The sequence below is a fragment of the Pseudomonas syringae group sp. 247E2 genome (assembly GCF_032587795.1).
In the GTDB taxonomy this organism is placed as follows: domain Bacteria; phylum Pseudomonadota; class Gammaproteobacteria; order Pseudomonadales; family Pseudomonadaceae; genus Aquipseudomonas; species Aquipseudomonas amygdali.
Genome location: NZ_JAWHPK010000030.1, coordinates 89,222 through 107,326, shown reverse-complemented (window position 1 = coordinate 107,326; position 18,105 = coordinate 89,222). Strand labels below are relative to the sequence as shown.

Sequence of the window (18,105 nt, the reverse complement as noted above, 5' to 3'; positions counted from 1 at the left end):
AGGGAAACAGACATGATCAACATCCGCTCATTCCGCGACCTGCTGCGCCTGCTGTTCATTTTCAAGCGCGAAGTCAGGATCACCGTGCTGGCGACCTTCGTCATCATCCTTCTGGGCGCGTTTCTGCTCCCCAACCGCTACGAGTCCACAGCTTTGCTGCTGGTCAAGCCCGGCCGTGACAGCAGCACTGTACCTATCGAGCTGTCCGACCGTCAGGCTATCGTTATACCGAGCGGCCTGCGTGATCCGCTGCTCGACGAAGAGCGCATGCTCAGCGGGCGGCCGATCATGCGTGCCGTGTCCGAAAAATACCTCGCCGAGCTGTCTATGGTGCCGCCTGAAACCGGCGTTCTGGCGTCGGTGAAAAACGGCCTCAAGGCAGTCGTCGGGGCAGTCGTCAACGGCGTACGCAACGTTCTGCAATTTATCGGTCTGGTGGAGCATCGCTCGCAGGCCGAACGCCTGGCCGAGGATCTGGAGAAAAACTTCAAGGTCAGCCACGAACCGGGCTCGTCGGTGATGGAGCTGAGATTTACCTGGAACGACCCGGACATCGCCCAGACCGTGCTCAGGACCTGGATCACCGAGTACCAGTTGCAACGCACAAAGACACTGGGCCGGGTCAGCCTGTACGCGTTCTATGAATCGGAAGTGAAAACGACCGGCGCGAACATCATCGAGTACAAGAAGCAAATCCAGAATTACCTGAACCAGTTGAGCGCAGTGAGCATTTCCCAGCGCCTGGCGGATACCTCGCAGGGGCTCAACGATCTGCGTACCGAGCGCAACAACACAACCCGTTCCATTGCGTCTACCAAGGCCGGCCTGGACCTGCTGAAAAAGCAGTTGGCAGAGCAGCCCAAGACAGTCTCGGCAGGTCGCGAACTGGCGTTGAACCCCAATCGCCAGGACTTGCAGAACCGCATCAATGGCAAGGAAGTGGAGCGTCAGGAAATGCTCCGCTCGTTCAAGGAAGAGGCGCCGCCAATCCGGGCGATCAATGAGGAGGTCAACAACCTCAAGAAGCTGCTCAAGGAACAGGAAGCCACCGTCCAGCGCTCTGAAAGCATCACTCCCAACCCCATCTACAACCGCATGCAGAACGTGTACGCCGATCAGCAGACCAGCTACGCGCGCCTGCAAACCCAGCTCGTTCAGCAAAATGCGCAGATCGCGCAGCTGGAAAGCGACCGCCAGCAGGCACTGAATCTGGAGCCGGAGCTTTCGCGCCTGCAGAACGAACTGGATGCGGCCGAGAAAAGCTATGCGCTGTACAAGGACAGCCTGGAAAAATCGCGTATTGACCGTGAGCTGGACAACAGCCAGATCAGCAATATCGCGACCATCGAAGACGCCACCTTCAACCCCAGCCGGGTGTTCCCGAAAAGCCTGCTGATGCTGTTTCTGGCATTCCCGCTGAGTATTGTGGTCGGTGCCGTGGCGCTTTACTTCTTCTACCTGCTGGACCAGCGCATCCACGACGGCGACAAGATCGAGAGCAGCTTCGGCGTCCCGGTCTGGACCAGTCTGCCCGACCTGGAACGTGCTCAGGAGCGCAGTGCAGCCTTCACCTCCAATTTGCACCGGGTATACGGCATTCTGCCGCTCGATCAGGTAGACGAGCGCGGCCTGACCATCGGCTTCACCTCGGTCAAGTCAGGCGCGGGCGTGTCGTTCGTGATCGAGCGGCTCAGCACCTTGCTGATCGAACAGGGTCATCAGGTCCGCACCGAAGGCCGCGGGCCGGCCAGTCCTGGCGAAATCGTGTTGATCAACGCTTCGGCACTTTCCGCCAATCAGGATGCTTTTGTGCTGCTACGCAAGGCTGACCTGATCGTGTTGGTGGTGCGTGCCGAAGACACCACCGTGCCGATGCTGGAAGACACCTTGAATAACCTCAACACCGCATTCAAGAAAGTCGACGGCATCATTATCAACCGCCGTCGTTTCGAGGTACCGGAGCAGGTACTTAACTTCCTCAAACGGATCGGGAGCCGAGGCTGATGCGCATTGCCCTGCTTGCGCCGCTGCCACCCGAGCAGAACGGCATCGCCGATTATGCCGGTCACCTGCGGCATGCGCTCGAAAGCCTCGGCCTGCAGGTCAGTACACCGCTGCTGGGTGTCGGCAACGATCCACGTGCCGCAGAACGGCGCGTGGCCGAAACGGACTGGAGCGAAATCGATCTGGTCCATGCCGAACTGGGCGGCGGACGGCTGGCAGAGTTTCAGGCCCTGCGTGCCTTGCGTCGACGCTTCCCGAAGCTGCCGTTGACCGCGACAGTGCACGATCCCGAGCGGCTGGTGTGGCGGCGCGAAAAACTGCCATGGCCCTTATCGATCGCCAGCGGCATGCGCTCACCGCTGCCGGAAATGGCGACGGTGCTGGCCGACCCGCTGTGCCTGCGTGAAGAACGGCAATTGGCGCAGCACATGACCCGTCTGGTGACACTGACCCAGGCGGGCAGCCAGAGCCTGCGTCAGCGCATGGGGCTGAAAACCGCACAGATGGCGGTGATCAGTCACGGCAACGTTGCCATCGCTCCCGCCCCGCTACCACCTCTGAAGCCATTGCGCCTGCTGTATTTCGGCTTCATTTATCGCGGCAAGGGAATCGAAGACCTGCTTGATGCGCTGGCCAGCGTTTTCACCGCGCAGCCTGCGTTGAGGTCGACCGTACGCCTGACCCTGGCAGGCGGCAGCGAGCCGGAAATGGCCTTCGGCCCGTCCGGCAGCTACCTGGAGCAACTGCGCCTGCGTATCCGCCAACTGGGCCTTGTCGATCTGATCGACTGGCAACTGGACCTGCCTGCCGAGCAGATCCCGCAGGTAATCCAGGCCCATCACGTGATGGTCCTGCCTTATCGCGAATCGAGCAAACTGAAGCTTCTGGGCAAACTGCGCGGCACCAGCGGCGCGCTGTCATGGGCGGTGGCGTGTGGCAGGGGCGTGATTACTTCTGATGCACGCTCGTTTGCCGAAGAAGTCTCGCACGGCAACGGCATGATTTATCCGCAAGGCGATGTGGACGGACTGGCAAAGGCTCTGACGCAAGCTTGCGCGGATCCGGAGCTGGTCAAAAAATGGGCCGAAAACGCCTCGCACATGGGCAAGGCCAGAGTCTGGAGCCACACCGCAGAGCATTTTCGGGATGTATTCCGCCAGGCGTGCGAGGAGAAGTGACATGCAGCGTCCATCCAGATTCCGGCAAATCGTCGCGAGCGCACTGCTCAGCGCAGCAATGACTGGCGCGGCCCACGCGGCAACGGTCCTCAAGGCACCTCGCGAGGTGGTCTGGGCGGACTTTCTGGGCGTCAATGTGCAGTTTCAGTACTTTGCGCCTGATATCTATCAACAACAGATGAGCCGCCTGGACGAACTGGGCCTCAACTGGGTGCGCCTGACCATTCACTGGCCGGTGATCGAGCCGCAAAAGGATCACTACGCACTGACCGAGCTGGATGCCGCCATGGCCGCAATCAAGGCGCACAGCTACAACACGGTGGCTTATCTGGTGGGCGCGGCACCTTTCGCCAGCAGCGCACCGGCCGGTGCGAAAAGCCGCGATCAGTATCCGCCCACGGATTTCAACGTATTTGCCGCACGCATGACCGCCCTGGCCCAGCGCTATCCACAGGTGAACAACTGGCAGGTCTGGAACGAGCCGAACATTGTCTGGCTGCCCAAGGAAGACCCGACCGCCTATGGACGCCTGCTGACCACCACTGCCAGCGCGATTCGCGCCGCCCTGCCGGACAAGACCATCGTCACTGCGGGCATGGCTTATTACAGTCAGATGCACAGTACCTCTGGCTACATGATGCAGACCCTGCTCGATAATGGCCTGGGCCAGCAGAACATCGTGGCGGCATACCATCCGTACTCCGAGTACCCCGAAGGCGATTCGCTACCGGACCGCGATTTTCTGGTGCGCGCCAATGCCATGAACCAGTTGCTGCACAGCAATGGCGTCAAGCAGGTGTGGGCCACTGAATGGGGCTGGTCAAGCTATGCAGGCCCAGTGGAGATGCAACATTTGATTGGCACTTCAGGTCAGGCCGACTACACCCTGCGCCGTCTGGCACTGATGAGTGCGATGGATTTTCAGCGCATCTTCCTGTTCAATCTCAGTGATCTGGATGAGCGCGCCTCGGCCCGCGATCAGGGTTACGGCCTGCTTGACCTGCAAGCCAGCCCCAAACCGGTCTACACCGCACTGCAGAATTTTCTCAAGATCACCGGCCCGCGCCTGCAACCCGCCGAGCCGCCCGCAGTGAGCCGTGTACCGGACGATCTGTACGCAGTGCCGTGGACCCGTGACGATGGCACTCATCTACTGATGTTCTGGAGTGCGACCGGCACCTCGCTGAATTTCCCGAACATCACCGACGCGGTCGTGCATGACCCGCTGAGCGGCAGCCGCACTCCATTGTCCGCAAGCCAGGGTGTCACTCTGCTGCTGAAGCCGACTCTGCAAATTCTGGAATGGAAGCCCTGAGTATGCGAATTCTATGGACGCTCCCTTACCTGCCCTGGCCTACCACCAGCGGCGGCAAAACCCGGGAATACCATTTGCTGCGCAATCTGGCAGCGCGCGGCCATCGCATCACCCTGCTGGTGCAGTCCAAGAACGCGCTGGACGATAGCGCTCGTTCGGCACTGGAACCCTGGCTGGAGCGCTTGATCGTGATCGATCGACGCCCGCTGTTAAGCCTGCGCACGTTGCTGGCCGTGGCGTTTGCACCTGCGCCGATGCTCGCCAGCGTCAACGGCTACGCCCCGAAACTGGAAAAAGTCTTCGAGCAATTGCTTGAAGAGGACTGGGACATCATCCAGTTGCAGCACACCTATTTCTTTCAGCCATTCGAACGCGTACTCAAGCGTTCGGGCAAACCGTTCGTGCTGACCGAACATAATGTTGAATCAGACCTTGGCGCTGCCAGTTACGACCGCCTGCCACGCTGGGCCAATGCCTTCGCCGTGTATGACCGCTGGCGCTACCGGCGTTGGGAAACCCGGGTATTTCGCCAGACCGGCGAGTTGATCGCGGTCACCGAAGACGACGCCAAGGTGCTGTCGCGCTTGAGCGGCAGGGCCACGTCTTATGTCGTCAACAGCGTCGACTGCGCTTACTACGCCAGCGTTCATGCGGACCGAAACAGCCATCGCCTGCTGTTCATCGGCAACTACGAATATGGCCCCAATATCGATGCCATCGAATGGGCGCTGGACGAAATCATGCCGCTGGTCTGGGCTCAGGCACCTGCTGTGCGCTTTGCCATCGGCGGCTTCGGGCTGCCTGAAGCCTGGCGTGAACGCTGGCCTGACCCGCGTATCGAATGGCTGGGTTTCGTACCTGACCTGCGCGTCTTGCAGGCCAGTGCCTCAATGTTCTTCGCGCCCCTGCGCCAGGGCGGCGGTTCCAAGCTCAAGACACTGGAAGCCATGGCCGCCGGACTGCCGGTAGTCACTACCGCGCAAGGCGTTTCCGGGTTGTCGGTCACCAATGGCGAACATTACCTGGGCAGCGAAGACGCGTCCGGGCTGGCAACCCTGATCGTTGAATACACCGATAAACCGTTACGGCTCGACCAGATTGGCGAAGCCGGCCGCGTTTATGTGCGTGCCCGGCACGACTGGTCCGTTTCGGCCGCCCAGCTGGAAGTGATCTACACCCGCTTTTCGCTCCCCAAGCAAGGATCGCGCTCATGCGTATAGGACTCGACTACCGCGCGGCAGCCGGTTACCCCATCAGCGGCATCGGTCGCCAGAATTTCGCGCTGGAACAGGCGTTTCGTGAACATCCGGACGTGCAATTGCAGCTGTTCGGCGTGGCCCCCTACGATCATCCGGTACGCCGTTTGATGCACACCCCACGCTGGGCGGCACCACTGGACTCGGTTCATCGCCTGCCGGATCGCTTGCGCTTCGAAGGCATGTTCCTGCCGGGCGCCCTGCGTGATGCCGGGGTGCAGATCTACTTCGCCAACATCAACATGGGCCTGCCGCTGGGGCGCAAACCGGCTGACATGCGCTACGTATTACAGCTGCACGATCTGTTTCAGATCACTCAGCACAACAGTCACGGCTCACGACTGAAAGCCAGGATTTACCGGCTGACCGACTACCTGTCGATTGCCTGGTCGCTGAAAGTGGCCGACCAGATCTGGGTGCCGTCGCAATTCACTGCCAACGAAGTCGCGCGCCTGTTTCCCAGGGTCAAAGGCAAGCTGCGCGTGGTGCCGTTGCTGGTAGAAGGTTTCAAGGGTGAGCCGGCTGATATCAGCCAACTGCGAATGCCCCTGCGTTACTGGCTATGCGTGGGCACACGCGAACCGCGCAAGAACATCAAGTGGTTCGTGGATGCCTGGCAGACCGCACGCATGCAATTTGTCGACACCCCGGAACTGGTACTGGTCGGTGGCGACGATCCGCTGACCGAAGCCCAGCGCCAGTTACCGGGCCTGCACGTGCTCAGCGGCCTGAGCGATGCAGAACTGCACGCGGTCTACCAAAGTGCCGAGCGACTCTGGCAGCCGTCCAGAAGCGAAGGCTTCGGGCTACCGGTGATCGAAGCACTGAACACAGGCACGCCGGTTGCCGTGGCCACCGGCTCTTCGCTGGATGAAATCGCTCCGCCCGACAGCCCGCGCTTTTCACCTGTCGACAGTGGCAACCTGATCAGACTGATGGGCACGTTGTCGCATGCGCCCGAAGAGGACCCCGCAGTTGCCAGGGAATGGACAGAGCGCTACCAGTTGAAAGCCTTTTGCGAACGCGTGCACGCGACGCTGGAGGAATTGCGCTGATGCCACTGGCCTTACCCCTGGGGCTGATGTTCAGCCTGATATTCGGTGTGATGATCTGCATGCTGCCTGCACCGTTCGTCGTGGCGGCAGCAATCGGTCTGGCAGCGGCGGCCACGATCATTCGCCGCCCGGTCCGTGGGCTCGTGCTGTTCTGCCTGATCGGGACCTTCCTGCCCTACTCTACAATTCAGATTGGCGTTCGTACCACGGTGTCCGAAGCGCTGATCATGCTGACCTGGGCCAGCTACCTGCTGCATGCAGTCTTTCAGGAACGCAACACTGTGCCCAAAATGCTGAGCACCGAAAAACTGCTGGTGGCATTGATGCTGTTCAGTGCGTTCCCGTTTCTGGTCGGCCAGTTGACCGTCGTCGCCGACGGCAACGGCCCGATCAACTGGGTTCGCTGGCTGTTCAACCTGTCTATCCTGTTTCTGGTGCCGCGCTTGCTGACCGACCTCAAGACCCTGGAAAAGGCGGTCATGGCGCTGCTCGGCGGGACTTTGCTGCTTTTGGTGCTGTCGATCTCGGTGTATGTGACCAAAGGCTCGGCAACCGCCATCATTCCGATCCTAGGCAGCCTGGGCTACAGCGGTGCAGACATCTTGAGCGAGAGCCTGCTTTCGCTTGCCAGCCGCATGGGCTCACCGTGGATGCACCCCAACGTGGCAGGCGGTGCTCTGGCCATGTTGCTGCCACTGGCATTCTGCTTCGGTATGACGCGCACCGGCTCGGCGCGCAGGCTGGGCCTGACGGTGGCGGCACTGGGTGCCATCGGTCTGTTGCTGACCGGCTCACGCGGCGCGCTGCTGAGCCTGATCGCCGTGATGCTGTTGATGGCCCGACGACGCATTCCGCATCTGGGACGGCTGTTGATGGGCGGACTGGTCGCCGGTATTTTCCTGCTGGCGTTCTACCCGCCGCTGCAGGACCGACTGATGGGGTTGTTCACCTCCGACGACGCCAGTACCGCGATTCGCTTCCTGGAATACAGTCATTTTCCCGACGCAGTCGCCACCTTCCCGTTCGGCATCGGCTTCAAGGTCGACCCGCCGGTACTGGGCTATACAAAATTCGGTATTTCCAACCTGTGGCTGAACTTCATCTACAAGATCGGCCTGCCGGGCATGTTGCTGTTCATCGCCGTGACCATCAGTTGGTGGAAAGAAGTTCGCCCAGGCAGCGACCGGGTAGTGCTGACTCGGGAAAACGCCATTGCGCTGGGCTGCACCACGGGCGTGCTGTCTGCTTTGTTCAGCGGCCTGTTTGACCACTACTTCAGTTTCACCAGCGTGCTGGTTGCCTTGTTCTGGCTATTTGTCGGCATCAGCCTGCACGAAACCAGACGCCTGCGCGCCAGGACCACGACGCCTCCTCAACACCCTGACGCCTCACCCGAGCCGGGAGCCTCCTCATGAAACACCGCATGATGCATTCTCATAATCTCAGAGAGGCACTGCCCGACTACGCGCGCAAGATGGCGGTGCCGCTCGAAGAGCTGGAAGCCGCCTACCAGTGGATGCTGGACAACGAAGTGTGCTTTGAAACACGTATCAAGGATCGCACCCTGTCGTTCATCTGCTACCTGAATATCGAACCAAGAATCGAAAACCCGCTGGCGCGGCGCTTCTACAAGCTGCTGTCCAGCGAAACCCTGGGTGCGCTGATTCCTTTGTACGGAATCAACTGGCCGACCCTGCGTGACCGCATGTTGCGTACCTGGGAACAGGCTTACAACATCCTGATCTGCAAGATCCCCAGCCATACCCTGCGCCTGCTGTGGTTGCGCATCGGTGGAGCGAAAATCGGCAAGGGTTCGACGGTGTGGCGCAATACCGAGGTGCTGGGCGTCGACAGCCTGCGCATCGGCAACGACACCACCGTGGGCTGGCACTGCCAGCTTGACGCCCGTGGCGGGCTGGTGATTGGCGATCACGTCACCATCGCTTCACACGTGCTGATTATCGCGGGTGGACACGACCTCGCCGAGCCCGAATTCTGGGCGGTCGGCGGGCCGGTGTTCATCGGCGACTACGCATGGATCTGCAGCCGCGCGCTGCTCTCGTTCGGTGCAGACATCGGCGAAGGCGCGGTAGTGGGCGGCAACAGTGTGGTGTCCAAACCTGTCGCGCCGTATGCGATCGTCAGCGGGCCGAATGCCGAGGTCAAGGGTGAGCGCGCCCGCGGCCTCAACTACAAGGTGGGCGGCAAAGGCCTGTTCACCCTGTTTCACTGATCGGCAGGGCGCGCGATGCTGGGCTCGACACTTTGGCTGACACTGGCCACCCTCACCGGCCTGGCAGCCGGTTTTGCCCGTGAATGGCTGCTGGTAGCAGCCTGGGGTGCCGGCAGTCAGAGCGATGCCTTTCTGGTCTCGATGTTTTTGCCCGAAGCGCTGCGCATGTCACTGGCCGCGGGGCTGCTCAGCGCTGCCGCCCTGCCCCTTTATCAGCAGCGTCCGGCTGACCGGCAACAACGCTGGCTGGGCGGCATGACACCGCGTTTGTTATTGACCGGGGTGGCATTGAGCGCAGTGCTGGCGATCGGTGCAGGGTTTCTGGTGCGTCTTATCGGTCCAGGGCTGGACGCCGACGGCTATGCACAGGCAGCCAGCGGCCTGCGCTGGCTGGCCTGGTGCGCACCCGGCTTCATGCTTCACGCGCTGTTCTGCGTACCTTTGCAGGCCCGTTCGCGCTTCGTGCTGACCGGGCTCGGCTCGCTGCTGTTCAACCTGCCGCCCGTTATCTACCTCGCCACGTTCAGCCACGCCGCAACATCGACCGGGCTAGCCAGCGCGTGCGTACTGGGCAGCGTGCTGATGCCGGGCGTGTTGTTGCCTGCCCTGTATCGTTCGGGATGGCGACCCTGGCAGTGGCAATCAGAAGCCGGTGCCGTGCGCGAACTGCTGCAACGCATCGGTCCACTGCTGAGCAGCAACCTGGCCAGCCAGGGCCTTGCCTTGCTTGAGCGAATGGTCGCGTCGTTGCTCGGTGAAGGCGCGGTAACCTGGGTCAATCTGGCGCGCAAACTGATCAACCTGCCGCTCATTGCATTGATGAGCCTGAACCAGGTACTGCTCGGACTGATGAGCGGCAGCGCGGGCGAGCAGCGTTTGTCGCTACTCAGACGCGGGCTGGGCAGCGCCACATTACTGACCCTGCCGGCCGTAGCCGGGCTGATCGGTGCGGCCGGTGCGCTGGTGACCCTGTTGCTGCCCAATCAGAGCCATGAGGGTCCGTTGCCTGAGCTGCTGGCCTGGTTTGCCGTGCCGCTGATGTTTGGTGCCTGGAACGCCTTGCTGGCGCGCTACGCCTACGCCGCCGGTGACACGCGCCTGCCGCTCAACTGCGAGTTGATCGGCAGTCTGTGTAACGCGCTGCTGCTGGCGACGCTGCCCTTTGTCTTCGGCCTGACCGGTATCGCCATCGCGGCGCTGGGCGGCGCGCTGGTCACAGGCGTGCTGCTGATGCGCCGTCAGGCGTTGCTCGGCGTTTTGCCGTGGCGCAGTCACTGGCTGCTGGCCAGCCTGCTGATGATCTTCGCCGCCCTGCTCCTGCACCCGCTTCACGACACCTGGCTGCAATTGGGCCTGAGCTGTGTTTACGGCGCTTTGCTGCTGCTCGGGCTGGCGTTGTGGCTCAAACCATGGCGCAACGTGCCTGCCTGATCGGCAGACTGCCGACAGGCCTCCCTGAACCGCTCCAGGCTCGGTGAGACGAACTTGTCGCGGTGAGTGATCATGAAGAACCGACGATTGAGCGGCGGCAGCGGGCTGGCGAGCGTGCGCAATTGCCCGCTCAGCAGCAGATCAGCGACGATACGACGAGACAGACAACTGATGCCAATGCCTTGAGCGAGGGTGCGCATTATTGCTTCAGAACTGCCTACCTGGCGCATGTCCTGCAGATCGTGCAAATGCCTGAGCAACAAGTGCTCGACCTCCTCCCGGGTCCCCGAACCCTGCTCACGCAACAGCCATTCAGCGTTTTGCAGCTCCCCCAGTGAAACCTGCTGTTGTCGAGCCAACGGATGAGCGCTGCCGGCAACAATGACCATTTCATCGACCAGCCATGGCTCGGCGATCAGCTCTGGCAGATGGCACGGTGCTTCGATGAGGCCCATATCGATTTCAAACTGCGCGACCTTGCGAGCAATCAGTGTGCTGTTGCCGATGTCCACATCGACTCGCAGCAGAGGCGTCGAACTGCGCAGTGCGCCGACTATCTGCGGCACGACGTAATTGCCAATGGTGCTGCTACTGCCGATTCGCAGGCGAGCATTCAAGGTCGCGCCCGGCAATAGAAAGCTGTCTTCGATCTGCTGGGCGTTTTCCAGCATCTTCATGGCACGTGGCAGCAATGTCTGGCCGTTATCGTTGAGGACCAGCCGCTTGCCTACCCGGTCGAACAGCCGGGTGCCCAGCGCACTTTCCAGCTCGTTCAATGCCGCACTGGTAGCCGACTGGGACAAAGACAAGGCATGACCCGCGCTGGTGGTACTGCCACAGCGGGTGATTGCGCAAAAAATCTGTAATTGACGCAGGTTGAGTCTCAAGGCTGAACTCCGTAGCCGGGCAAACCTACCTGAAAATCAGGTAACAAGAAGATAGATTACCCGTTTAGAAGATTTTCTGTGACTGCGTAGACTGAAAACCTGTTCCCATTCAGCAGCAGGACACGGCCATGAGCAGGTTCACCATTATCAACAAGGGCAACGCGCCTCTCGCAGCGCTGACGAGCCCGCTGGAGGCCGTTCGACAATTCACCCCCAACTGGTTCGCAGTGACTATGGGCACCGGAATTTTGTCACTGGCGCTGGCGCAACTGCCGGGGGACATTGCTGCATGGCGCACGCTGGGTGAAGCGTTATGGTTCCTGAACATCGGCCTGTTCACCCTCTTCAGCGTTATGTACGCCAGTCGCTGGCTGCTGTTTTTCGACGAGGCGCGTCAGGTGTTCGGGCATTCCACCGTGTCGATGTTCTTCGGCACCATTCCCATGGGGCTGGCAACTGTCATCAGCGGCCTGTTGGTGTATGGCCCGGCGCGCTGGGGCACTGCCATCGTGCCGCTGGCCGAAGCATTGTGGTGGCTGGATGTAGCAATGGCCCTGGCGTGTGGCGTGCTGATTCCGTTCATGATGTTTACCCGTCAGGAACACAGTATCGAGAAGATGACCGCTGTCTGGCTGTTGCCAGTGGTGGCAGCAGAAGTTGCAGCAGCCTGCGGCGGACTGCTGACCCCGCACCTCGCAGCCGCTGATTCGCAGTTCACCGTGCTGATCACCAGCTACGTGTTGTGGGCCTACTCGGTACCGGTGGCATTGAGCATTCTGGTGATTCTGCTGTTGCGTCTGGCATTGCACAAACTGCCTCATGAAAGCATGGCGGCGTCGAGCTGGCTGGCACTTGGCCCTATCGGCACAGGCGCATTGGGCATGCTGGTGATGGGCAACGAGGCCCCGGTCATCTTTGCCGCCCACGGCCTGGCGTCGCTCGGCACGGTGGTGGCTGGCATCGGTGTGATGGTCGGTACGCTGTTCTGGGGGCTGGGGCTATGGTGGTTGGCGCTGGCTGTATTGATCACCGCGCGTTACTTCAAGCAGGGTATCGAATTCAATCTGGGCTGGTGGGCATTTACCTTCCCGCTCGGCGTGTATGCGCTGGCGACGCTCAAACTCGGCGCTACCCTGCACCTGAGCTTTTTCGACGTGTTTGGTACCGGGCTTGTCGCGCTGCTGGCACTGATGTGGTCGGTGGTGTCGGCACGTACTCTGGCAGGCGCCTACCGGGGACATCTGTTCGTCTCGCCCTGCATCGCTTCGAGCCAATGTGTCCGCCGGTAATTTCCCTTGAACTTACCTCGCGGACGAAGCGCCTGAGAGAAACATCTTCAGGACAAAGAGCACTCATGCATATCTCAGAATTTTCCGGTAACTACGGCGCTCGCGATGAAAACATCGTTATCAATTCGTATACCACGGTGTTGCGCAGGAACGGCGTTCCCCATGACTTGTTCGCCACCTACTGGCGCGATGTCCACGGCCCTTTGTGCGCCAGGCTTGAGGGCCTTGGCTGGTATGTGCAGCATCACCTGACGCGTGAAAAGGATGGTCATTTATGGCCGCTGATCGAAGGCGTCACGCCACTGCCGGGCTACGTGCTGGATGGCGGTGTGGAGATCGGCTTTCTATCCGCCGAAAGTCAGCGACAATTCAAGGACGCCAGCGCTCTGCTGTTCTCCGACGAGCAGAACATGTTTGAGCAAACCATTGCTTACGACGTGCCGGATGGCTCCAGCACACTGGTGGATCGACTGCCCGATCCGATTCCCAACGAAACGGCGACGCTGGACAAAATGCACCTGCATTTCCATCTCGCCAGCGATGACCTGCCCGCCGCCCGCAAGGCCATTGAAAAGCTCGCGAATGAAATGGCCGGTGCCGATGCCGTACTCAAACTGCGCCTGCACCTCGCGCAACCCTACGACAACGCGCAGCCGGCACCGCCTGCGCCCGACGTTGATCACAAGGTCGAGGCGTCACGCCTGAACATCATCATGATGGAACTGGTGTTCGAATCGGCCTGGGCCCGTCGAACCTATTACGCCAGCGAGCACTTTAAGGCCATCACTCGAGGGATCAGCGAGCACGTGCGTTACATCACGCCGTTTGGCGTCAGCGGTGTCTATACCTACGTGCGCGACGCGGTCATGACCACCGCAGGCATACGTGGCAGCAGACAGGCCGAGCTGATCCGCCAACTGGGTGCGATCAATCAGACCCGGCCCGAGATCGAGCGCCTGTTTGGCGCGGCGCCCTGAAGGGCGTTTGAGCTGACAGTTATCTCATCCTGCACGCTTCGAAATCGTGCTTTACTCAAAAAAATGGAATCGGGTGACGCCTTTGAAAGCTCTGACGACTCGTGAGGTGTATCAGCAACTGCGGGATGCTGCGATGGGCACACGGTCGTTGAGGCTTATCGGCACAACCTCCGGCTCCGGGCTGCAACAGGTCGATATCGACGGCTGGCTGCTGATGCTGGAAATAACCGATGGCAGCCCGATGCGCTGTCGGGCGTGCTGCTGTCCGCAAGGCCGGGAGGGCTCGTTCGAAAGCTGGTTGCGCACCGACCCGGTCAGTTTGCTCAGTGGCTGGGAGCATGCGCAGATCGAGCGGTTGTTGGGTGAGGCGGCCGATCAGGTCCGGGGGCAGTCACCTGAGCCTCAATGACCGTTCCTGCAACGCATCCGTTATTAATGGCTGAGTACCGCAGGTTCGAAAACGGGCGTCGGGCATGCCTATGCTCACTTGAGTCACGACAGTTTGGCAGAGGTACCCCTCGTTCCTCACGCACCGTTTGGGAATGCAGTTCGTGACGCTCTGCGTCATACGGCGGTTCTGTTATTTCAGGTGGATTGAGGTTCGGCTCAGGTCACCTTTGCGCCCTTACGGCGCCTTACTTTGAGGGACCAAAGTAAGCAAAGTCCCCGCTCCTGTTTCCGGCCCGACTTCGTCGGGTTCCTTCGCCCTGGCACTGATCCGGGGGTCGCCGCAACGGACCATCCATGGTCCGGTGCGGCTAGCCTGGCGTCCTGCCAGGCTACCCCCGGATCAGCGCCAGGACTCAGCCGTCACTAACGTCGCACTCTGCGTCGTCAGTGTCATCGTGATTGAAAAGCGCTTAGAGCAATCCGGTTAAAGGCACGATTCAGATATGACTATCGTGCCGCTCCGCGTCACACGCCGGTTCTGTGGTGTAAGGTGAATTGGGGCTCGACTCAGGTCACCTTTTCGCCCCTCGGCGAGTTACTTCGATAACGTCGCACTCCGTGTCTTCAGTGCCATGGTGATTGAAAAGCGCTTTGCCTGGACTCGGCCCATTGCTGAATCGATTAACTAGGCGTTAAATAGCTGTTCAAACGATATGCAGCACCATAATTCCAATAATTACAGAAGGACCACCACCATGAAATCCCTTCCCCTGCTCGTGGGCCTCGGTGCCCTCACAGCCGCTTCCAGTGTGTTTGCCTGGGATTACGTGCTGCTCGACACCGACAAGGCTGCGCAGAATCAGCAGATCACCAGTCAGCAACTGGGCGTCAAGACCGACAAGCCGTTCACTGTCACGATGCGAACCCTGCACGGCGGTCGTCAGGAAGGCGTGAGCATCATTGATATCGATAACGGCACAATGAAGATTTCGGTGGTGCCTACCCGCGGCATGAATGTGCTGCAGGCATCGGTAGGTGATGTACGTATGGGTTGGGATTCGCCGGTCAAGGATGTAGTCAATCCGGCGTTTATCGAACTCAATGGCCGCGGCGGGCTGGGCTGGCTGGAGGGTTTCAACGAACTGGTGACCCGTTGCGGATACGAGTGGGTGGGCCACCCGGGCATGGACAATGGCGAACTGCTGACCCTGCATGGTCGCGCTGCCAACATTCCGGCCAGCAAAGTGACGCTGCAGATCGACGAAAAGCCGCCTTACGCGATCCGCCTCAAGGGTGAATTGAAGGAGCAGGCGTTCAAGAAGGTCGACTTTTCAGTGCAAACCGAACTGGTCACCGAGCCAGGCAGCACGAGCTTTTCGCTCAACGATACGCTGACCAACAATGGCGATTATCCGAAAGAATACCAGGCGCTGTACCACAGTAACTTCAGCACACCGTTCCTCGAGCAAGGGGCGCGCTTCGAAGCACCGGTCAAGCAGGTTTCACCGTTCAACGAGAAAGCCAAGGGTGATCTGGGCGATTGGCAGACCTACCGTGCGCCGACGCCGGATTACGACGAAACGGTCTACAACGTCGTGCCTTATGGCGATGCCAAGGGCGATACGCTGACCGTGCTGCACAATAAGGCGGGCAACCTGGGTGTGTCGGTCGGTTTCAATACCAGGCAGTTGCCGGTGTTCTCACTGTGGAAAAACACTGACACCAAAGGCCAGGGTTACGTGACCGGGCTGGAACCGGGCACCAGCTTCTCCTACAACCGCCGCTTCCAGCGTCCGCTGAATCTGGTACCGACCATAGCGTCCAAAGAGCAACGTCAGTTCCAGATCAGCTACAGCCTGCTGGCTGACAAGGGCGCGGTCGACAAGGCGCTTGGCCAGGTCAAGAGCATTCAGGACGGTCGCGAGACTGAGGTGCGCAAAGAGCCGCTGGTGGATCTGACCAAGGAGCAATGATCCTCATCTGACGCTTCTCCAACGCAGCGGTGAAACAGGGCCGGATGTCGACGCAAGCGATTGTGCCGACATCCGGCCCTGCTTGTTCCGGAGGTAAAAAATTCTCACAACACTTGAGGGTTTCGCCTGTCTACACCCTCTCACCCTTCGAAGACGAGCATGCACATGAAAATCCTGATGGTTTTGACATCCCATGACCAACTGGGCGACACCGGCAAGAAAACCGGTTTCTGGCTCGAAGAGTTCGTCGCGCCGTATTACGCATTCAAAGAGGCAGGGGCCGACGTTACGCTGGTCTCTCCGAAAGGCGGTCAACCACCGCTGGACCCGAAAAGCGATGAGCCTGACGCTCAGACCGACGACACCAAGCGCTTCTCCAAAGATGCCGATGCGCAGAAAGCGCTCGCCAATACGGGCCTTCTGTCTGGCGTCAATGCGGCCGATTTCGATGCCGTGTTCTACCCGGGCGGTCACGGCCCGCTGTGGGACCTGGCTGAAGACAAGGACTCCATCGCGCTGATCGAGGCCTTTGCCAATGCAGACAAGCCACACGGGATGGTCTGCCACGCACCTGGCGTATTGCGTCACGTAAAGTCGCCGGACGGCCAACCGCTGGTCAAGGACCGCCGTGTCACAGGCTTCACCAACAGTGAAGAAGAAGCGGTCGGCCTGACCAATGTCGTGCCTTTTCTGGTCGAAGACACGCTCAAGCAACTGGGCGGTGACTATTCCAAGGGCGACGACTGGGGCGTCTACGTGCTGACCGATGGCAAGCTGGTAACTGGCCAGAACCCGGCCAGCTCTGCGCAGGCGGCCAAAGACTTGATCACTCTGTTGAGCTGATCGATGTGCGCGGTTCAGCGTCCGACGCTAACAGCACCGGACAATGAACCGCGCGTCATTTAAATCGAATCTTGCACCCGCCACACTGACCAATCACCACACCCCCCGACAAAAAGGAATACGGTCATGGCAGATGAATCCAAACGCGAAGACCTCGAGCACAAACCGGAAAACGCCGGCAAGGTGGGCGAGAAGAACAAACAGCTCAATCAACAGGGCGAGCAACCGCGGCCTGGTACTTCGCCAGACCCGCAGAAAGACAAGTCTGGCAACTGACCACGCGTCAGAGCAGACCGCGCTCGGCGCAGACCTTCACGACTTGCTCACGCAGCCAGCCACTGGCCTCGTCCTGATCGGCCTGAGCGCTCCACAGCATGTCCAGACTGAAACCAGGCAGATCCGGCGGCAGCTCGAACACGGCAATCCATGGCTCATTGCCCAGCAGCGTCTGAATGCGCCTTGGCAGCACCAGAATGAAATCTGTGCCCTCGAGCAATTGCAACGCCGCGCGGTAACTGTTCGCGCGCGCGACAATGTTGCGCTCCAGCCCCTGACGTTGCAGCCAGCCATCGACCATGTTGGTGTCGGACGTCCATGGCGTCGGGTACACATGGCGGTGCCCGATGAAGGTCTGAATGTCGATCAGGGCGCTGAGCGGCGCGAACCGGGCGTCCATGACGCAGACCAGGTCATCTTCGAGCAACACTTGTGAAACCAGGCCGTCCGGGACTCGGTGAAAGCCCGGTCCGAAGCACAGGGCGAGATCAAAACGACCATCGTTCAATTGCTCGGCGGGTAACTGCTTCTCAAGCTTCTGCACATTGACCGTTACCGAAAAGCCAGCGGCGACAAAGTCGCGCATCAGGTGCGGCAATACCAGCAGTTCAAAATACTCGGGGGCACATACCGTGAAGGTGGTTTGCCTGCGGGTCGGATCAAACAGGCCCAGGCCGTCGTGACACAAATTGACCGACTCGAGAATCTGCTGCACATGGGCGTGCATGGCCAATGCCTTGCGGGTCGGACGCATGCCATTGCGGGTGCAGATGAACAGATCGTCTTCGAAGTTGGCGCGCAGCTTTTTCAGGCAGTAGCTAACCGTTGACTGACTGACATGCAGCGCATCTGCGACCAGGGTCAGGTTGCGCTGTTCATACACCGAGACAAAGACCATCAGGTCCTGCATGTCCAGCTTTCTCAGGGCATTACTGTTGAGCATTGAGGCATCTCGCTGGCGCTGCGACCGGACGATCAGGTCCACGCGGACAAGATAG

At 60.2% G+C, this 18,105-nt stretch carries 16 protein-coding genes; 14 read left to right on the top strand and 2 right to left on the bottom strand.

Annotated features, from left to right (window positions below; translation table 11 throughout):
* The first annotated feature begins 12 nt into the window (after positions 1-12).
* From RYC18_RS23700 to murJ, 8 genes are read left to right on the top strand one after another with little or no spacing between them, the layout of a single operon-like run.
* Positions 13-2,004: a GumC family protein gene (locus RYC18_RS23700; RefSeq protein WP_005744471.1), complete on the top strand. Its 1,992-nt coding sequence runs from the start codon at positions 13-15 to the stop codon at positions 2,002-2,004.
* Positions 2,004-3,182 carry a glycosyltransferase gene (locus RYC18_RS23695; RefSeq protein ID WP_004656925.1) on the top strand — a complete coding sequence of 393 codons (1,179 nt, stop codon included), beginning with the start codon at positions 2,004-2,006 and terminating at the stop codon, positions 3,180-3,182. Before RYC18_RS23700 ends, RYC18_RS23695 begins: the two co-directional genes overlap by 1 nt.
* 1 nt (position 3,183) lies before the next feature.
* A complete protein-coding gene (locus RYC18_RS23690; RefSeq protein WP_316886933.1) occupies positions 3,184-4,497 on the top strand; it encodes a cellulase family glycosylhydrolase in 1,314 nt (437 codons plus the stop codon).
* A 2-nt stretch (positions 4,498-4,499) separates the two neighbouring features.
* Complete coding sequence (locus tag RYC18_RS23685; protein WP_005780622.1) at positions 4,500-5,717, top strand: glycosyltransferase family 4 protein; 1,218 nt, start codon at positions 4,500-4,502, stop codon at positions 5,715-5,717.
* Complete coding sequence (locus RYC18_RS23680) at positions 5,708-6,808, top strand: glycosyltransferase family 4 protein (RefSeq protein WP_057424066.1); 1,101 nt, start codon at positions 5,708-5,710, stop codon at positions 6,806-6,808. The genes RYC18_RS23685 and RYC18_RS23680 overlap by 10 nt, the downstream gene beginning before the upstream one ends.
* Entirely contained in the window at positions 6,808-8,223 is a 1,416-nt protein-coding gene (locus RYC18_RS23675; protein WP_316886932.1) for an O-antigen ligase family protein, read from the top strand. Before RYC18_RS23680 ends, RYC18_RS23675 begins: the two co-directional genes overlap by 1 nt.
* On the top strand, positions 8,220-9,041 hold the full coding sequence (locus tag RYC18_RS23670; RefSeq protein ID WP_005732638.1) for an acyltransferase: 822 nt from the start codon (positions 8,220-8,222) through the stop codon (positions 9,039-9,041). The genes RYC18_RS23675 and RYC18_RS23670 overlap by 4 nt, the downstream gene beginning before the upstream one ends.
* 15 nt (positions 9,042-9,056) lie before the next feature.
* Entirely contained in the window at positions 9,057-10,472 is a 1,416-nt protein-coding gene (gene murJ, locus RYC18_RS23665; RefSeq protein ID WP_316886931.1) for a murein biosynthesis integral membrane protein MurJ, read from the top strand.
* On the opposite strand, the gene RYC18_RS23660 is transcribed toward murJ, so the two are convergent.
* Positions 10,406-11,359, bottom strand: a complete 954-nt coding sequence (locus tag RYC18_RS23660) for a LysR family transcriptional regulator (protein WP_016982106.1) — start codon at positions 11,357-11,359, stop codon at positions 10,406-10,408. The two genes, murJ and RYC18_RS23660, sit on opposite strands and share 67 nt — an antisense overlap.
* A gap of 128 nt (positions 11,360-11,487) precedes the next feature.
* On the opposite strand from RYC18_RS23660, the gene RYC18_RS23655 reads away from it, so the two are divergent.
* From RYC18_RS23655 to RYC18_RS23630, 6 genes are all read left to right on the top strand, one after another.
* Positions 11,488-12,648, top strand: coding sequence for a TDT family transporter (locus tag RYC18_RS23655; RefSeq protein ID WP_316886929.1), 1,161 nt, complete (start codon positions 11,488-11,490; stop codon positions 12,646-12,648).
* Positions 12,649-12,713: 65 nt separating this feature from the next.
* The gene (locus tag RYC18_RS23650; RefSeq protein ID WP_316886928.1) at positions 12,714-13,625 is read left to right on the top strand and encodes a hypothetical protein; all 912 of its coding nucleotides are present in this window, start codon (positions 12,714-12,716) and stop codon (positions 13,623-13,625) included.
* 82 nt (positions 13,626-13,707) lie between these two features.
* On the top strand, positions 13,708-14,034 hold the full coding sequence (locus RYC18_RS23645) for a hypothetical protein (protein ID WP_316886927.1): 327 nt from the start codon (positions 13,708-13,710) through the stop codon (positions 14,032-14,034).
* A 736-nt stretch (positions 14,035-14,770) separates the two neighbouring features.
* On the top strand, positions 14,771-15,988 hold the full coding sequence (locus tag RYC18_RS23640; RefSeq protein ID WP_316886925.1) for an aldose 1-epimerase family protein: 1,218 nt from the start codon (positions 14,771-14,773) through the stop codon (positions 15,986-15,988).
* Positions 15,989-16,153: 165 nt separating this feature from the next.
* Complete coding sequence (locus RYC18_RS23635) at positions 16,154-16,831, top strand: type 1 glutamine amidotransferase domain-containing protein (RefSeq protein ID WP_005744484.1); 678 nt, start codon at positions 16,154-16,156, stop codon at positions 16,829-16,831.
* A gap of 126 nt (positions 16,832-16,957) precedes the next feature.
* Complete coding sequence (locus RYC18_RS23630) at positions 16,958-17,107, top strand: hypothetical protein (RefSeq protein ID WP_004656957.1); 150 nt, start codon at positions 16,958-16,960, stop codon at positions 17,105-17,107.
* Between the two features lie 7 nt (positions 17,108-17,114).
* On the opposite strand, the gene RYC18_RS23625 is transcribed toward RYC18_RS23630, so the two are convergent.
* Positions 17,115-18,050, bottom strand: coding sequence for a LysR family transcriptional regulator (locus RYC18_RS23625; RefSeq protein ID WP_005780606.1), 936 nt, complete (start codon positions 18,048-18,050; stop codon positions 17,115-17,117).
* Positions 18,051-18,105: the final 55 nt, after the last annotated feature.

Coding starts and splice junctions, on each gene's coding strand:
- RYC18_RS23700 (WP_005744471.1), top strand. CDS start 13: ATGATCAACATCCGCTCATTCCGCGACCTGCTGCGCCTGCTGTTCATT.
- RYC18_RS23695 (WP_004656925.1), top strand. CDS start 2,004: ATGCGCATTGCCCTGCTTGCGCCGCTGCCACCCGAGCAGAACGGCATC.
- RYC18_RS23690 (WP_316886933.1), top strand. CDS start 3,184: ATGCAGCGTCCATCCAGATTCCGGCAAATCGTCGCGAGCGCACTGCTC.
- RYC18_RS23685 (WP_005780622.1), top strand. CDS start 4,500: ATGCGAATTCTATGGACGCTCCCTTACCTGCCCTGGCCTACCACCAGC.
- RYC18_RS23680 (WP_057424066.1), top strand. CDS start 5,708: ATGCGTATAGGACTCGACTACCGCGCGGCAGCCGGTTACCCCATCAGC.
- RYC18_RS23675 (WP_316886932.1), top strand. CDS start 6,808: ATGCCACTGGCCTTACCCCTGGGGCTGATGTTCAGCCTGATATTCGGT.
- RYC18_RS23670 (WP_005732638.1), top strand. CDS start 8,220: ATGAAACACCGCATGATGCATTCTCATAATCTCAGAGAGGCACTGCCC.
- murJ (WP_316886931.1), top strand. CDS start 9,057: ATGCTGGGCTCGACACTTTGGCTGACACTGGCCACCCTCACCGGCCTG.
- RYC18_RS23655 (WP_316886929.1), top strand. CDS start 11,488: ATGAGCAGGTTCACCATTATCAACAAGGGCAACGCGCCTCTCGCAGCG.
- RYC18_RS23650 (WP_316886928.1), top strand. CDS start 12,714: ATGCATATCTCAGAATTTTCCGGTAACTACGGCGCTCGCGATGAAAAC.
- RYC18_RS23640 (WP_316886925.1), top strand. CDS start 14,771: ATGAAATCCCTTCCCCTGCTCGTGGGCCTCGGTGCCCTCACAGCCGCT.
- RYC18_RS23635 (WP_005744484.1), top strand. CDS start 16,154: ATGAAAATCCTGATGGTTTTGACATCCCATGACCAACTGGGCGACACC.
- RYC18_RS23630 (WP_004656957.1), top strand. CDS start 16,958: ATGGCAGATGAATCCAAACGCGAAGACCTCGAGCACAAACCGGAAAAC.
- RYC18_RS23625 (WP_005780606.1), bottom strand. CDS start 18,050: ATGCTCAACAGTAATGCCCTGAGAAAGCTGGACATGCAGGACCTGATG.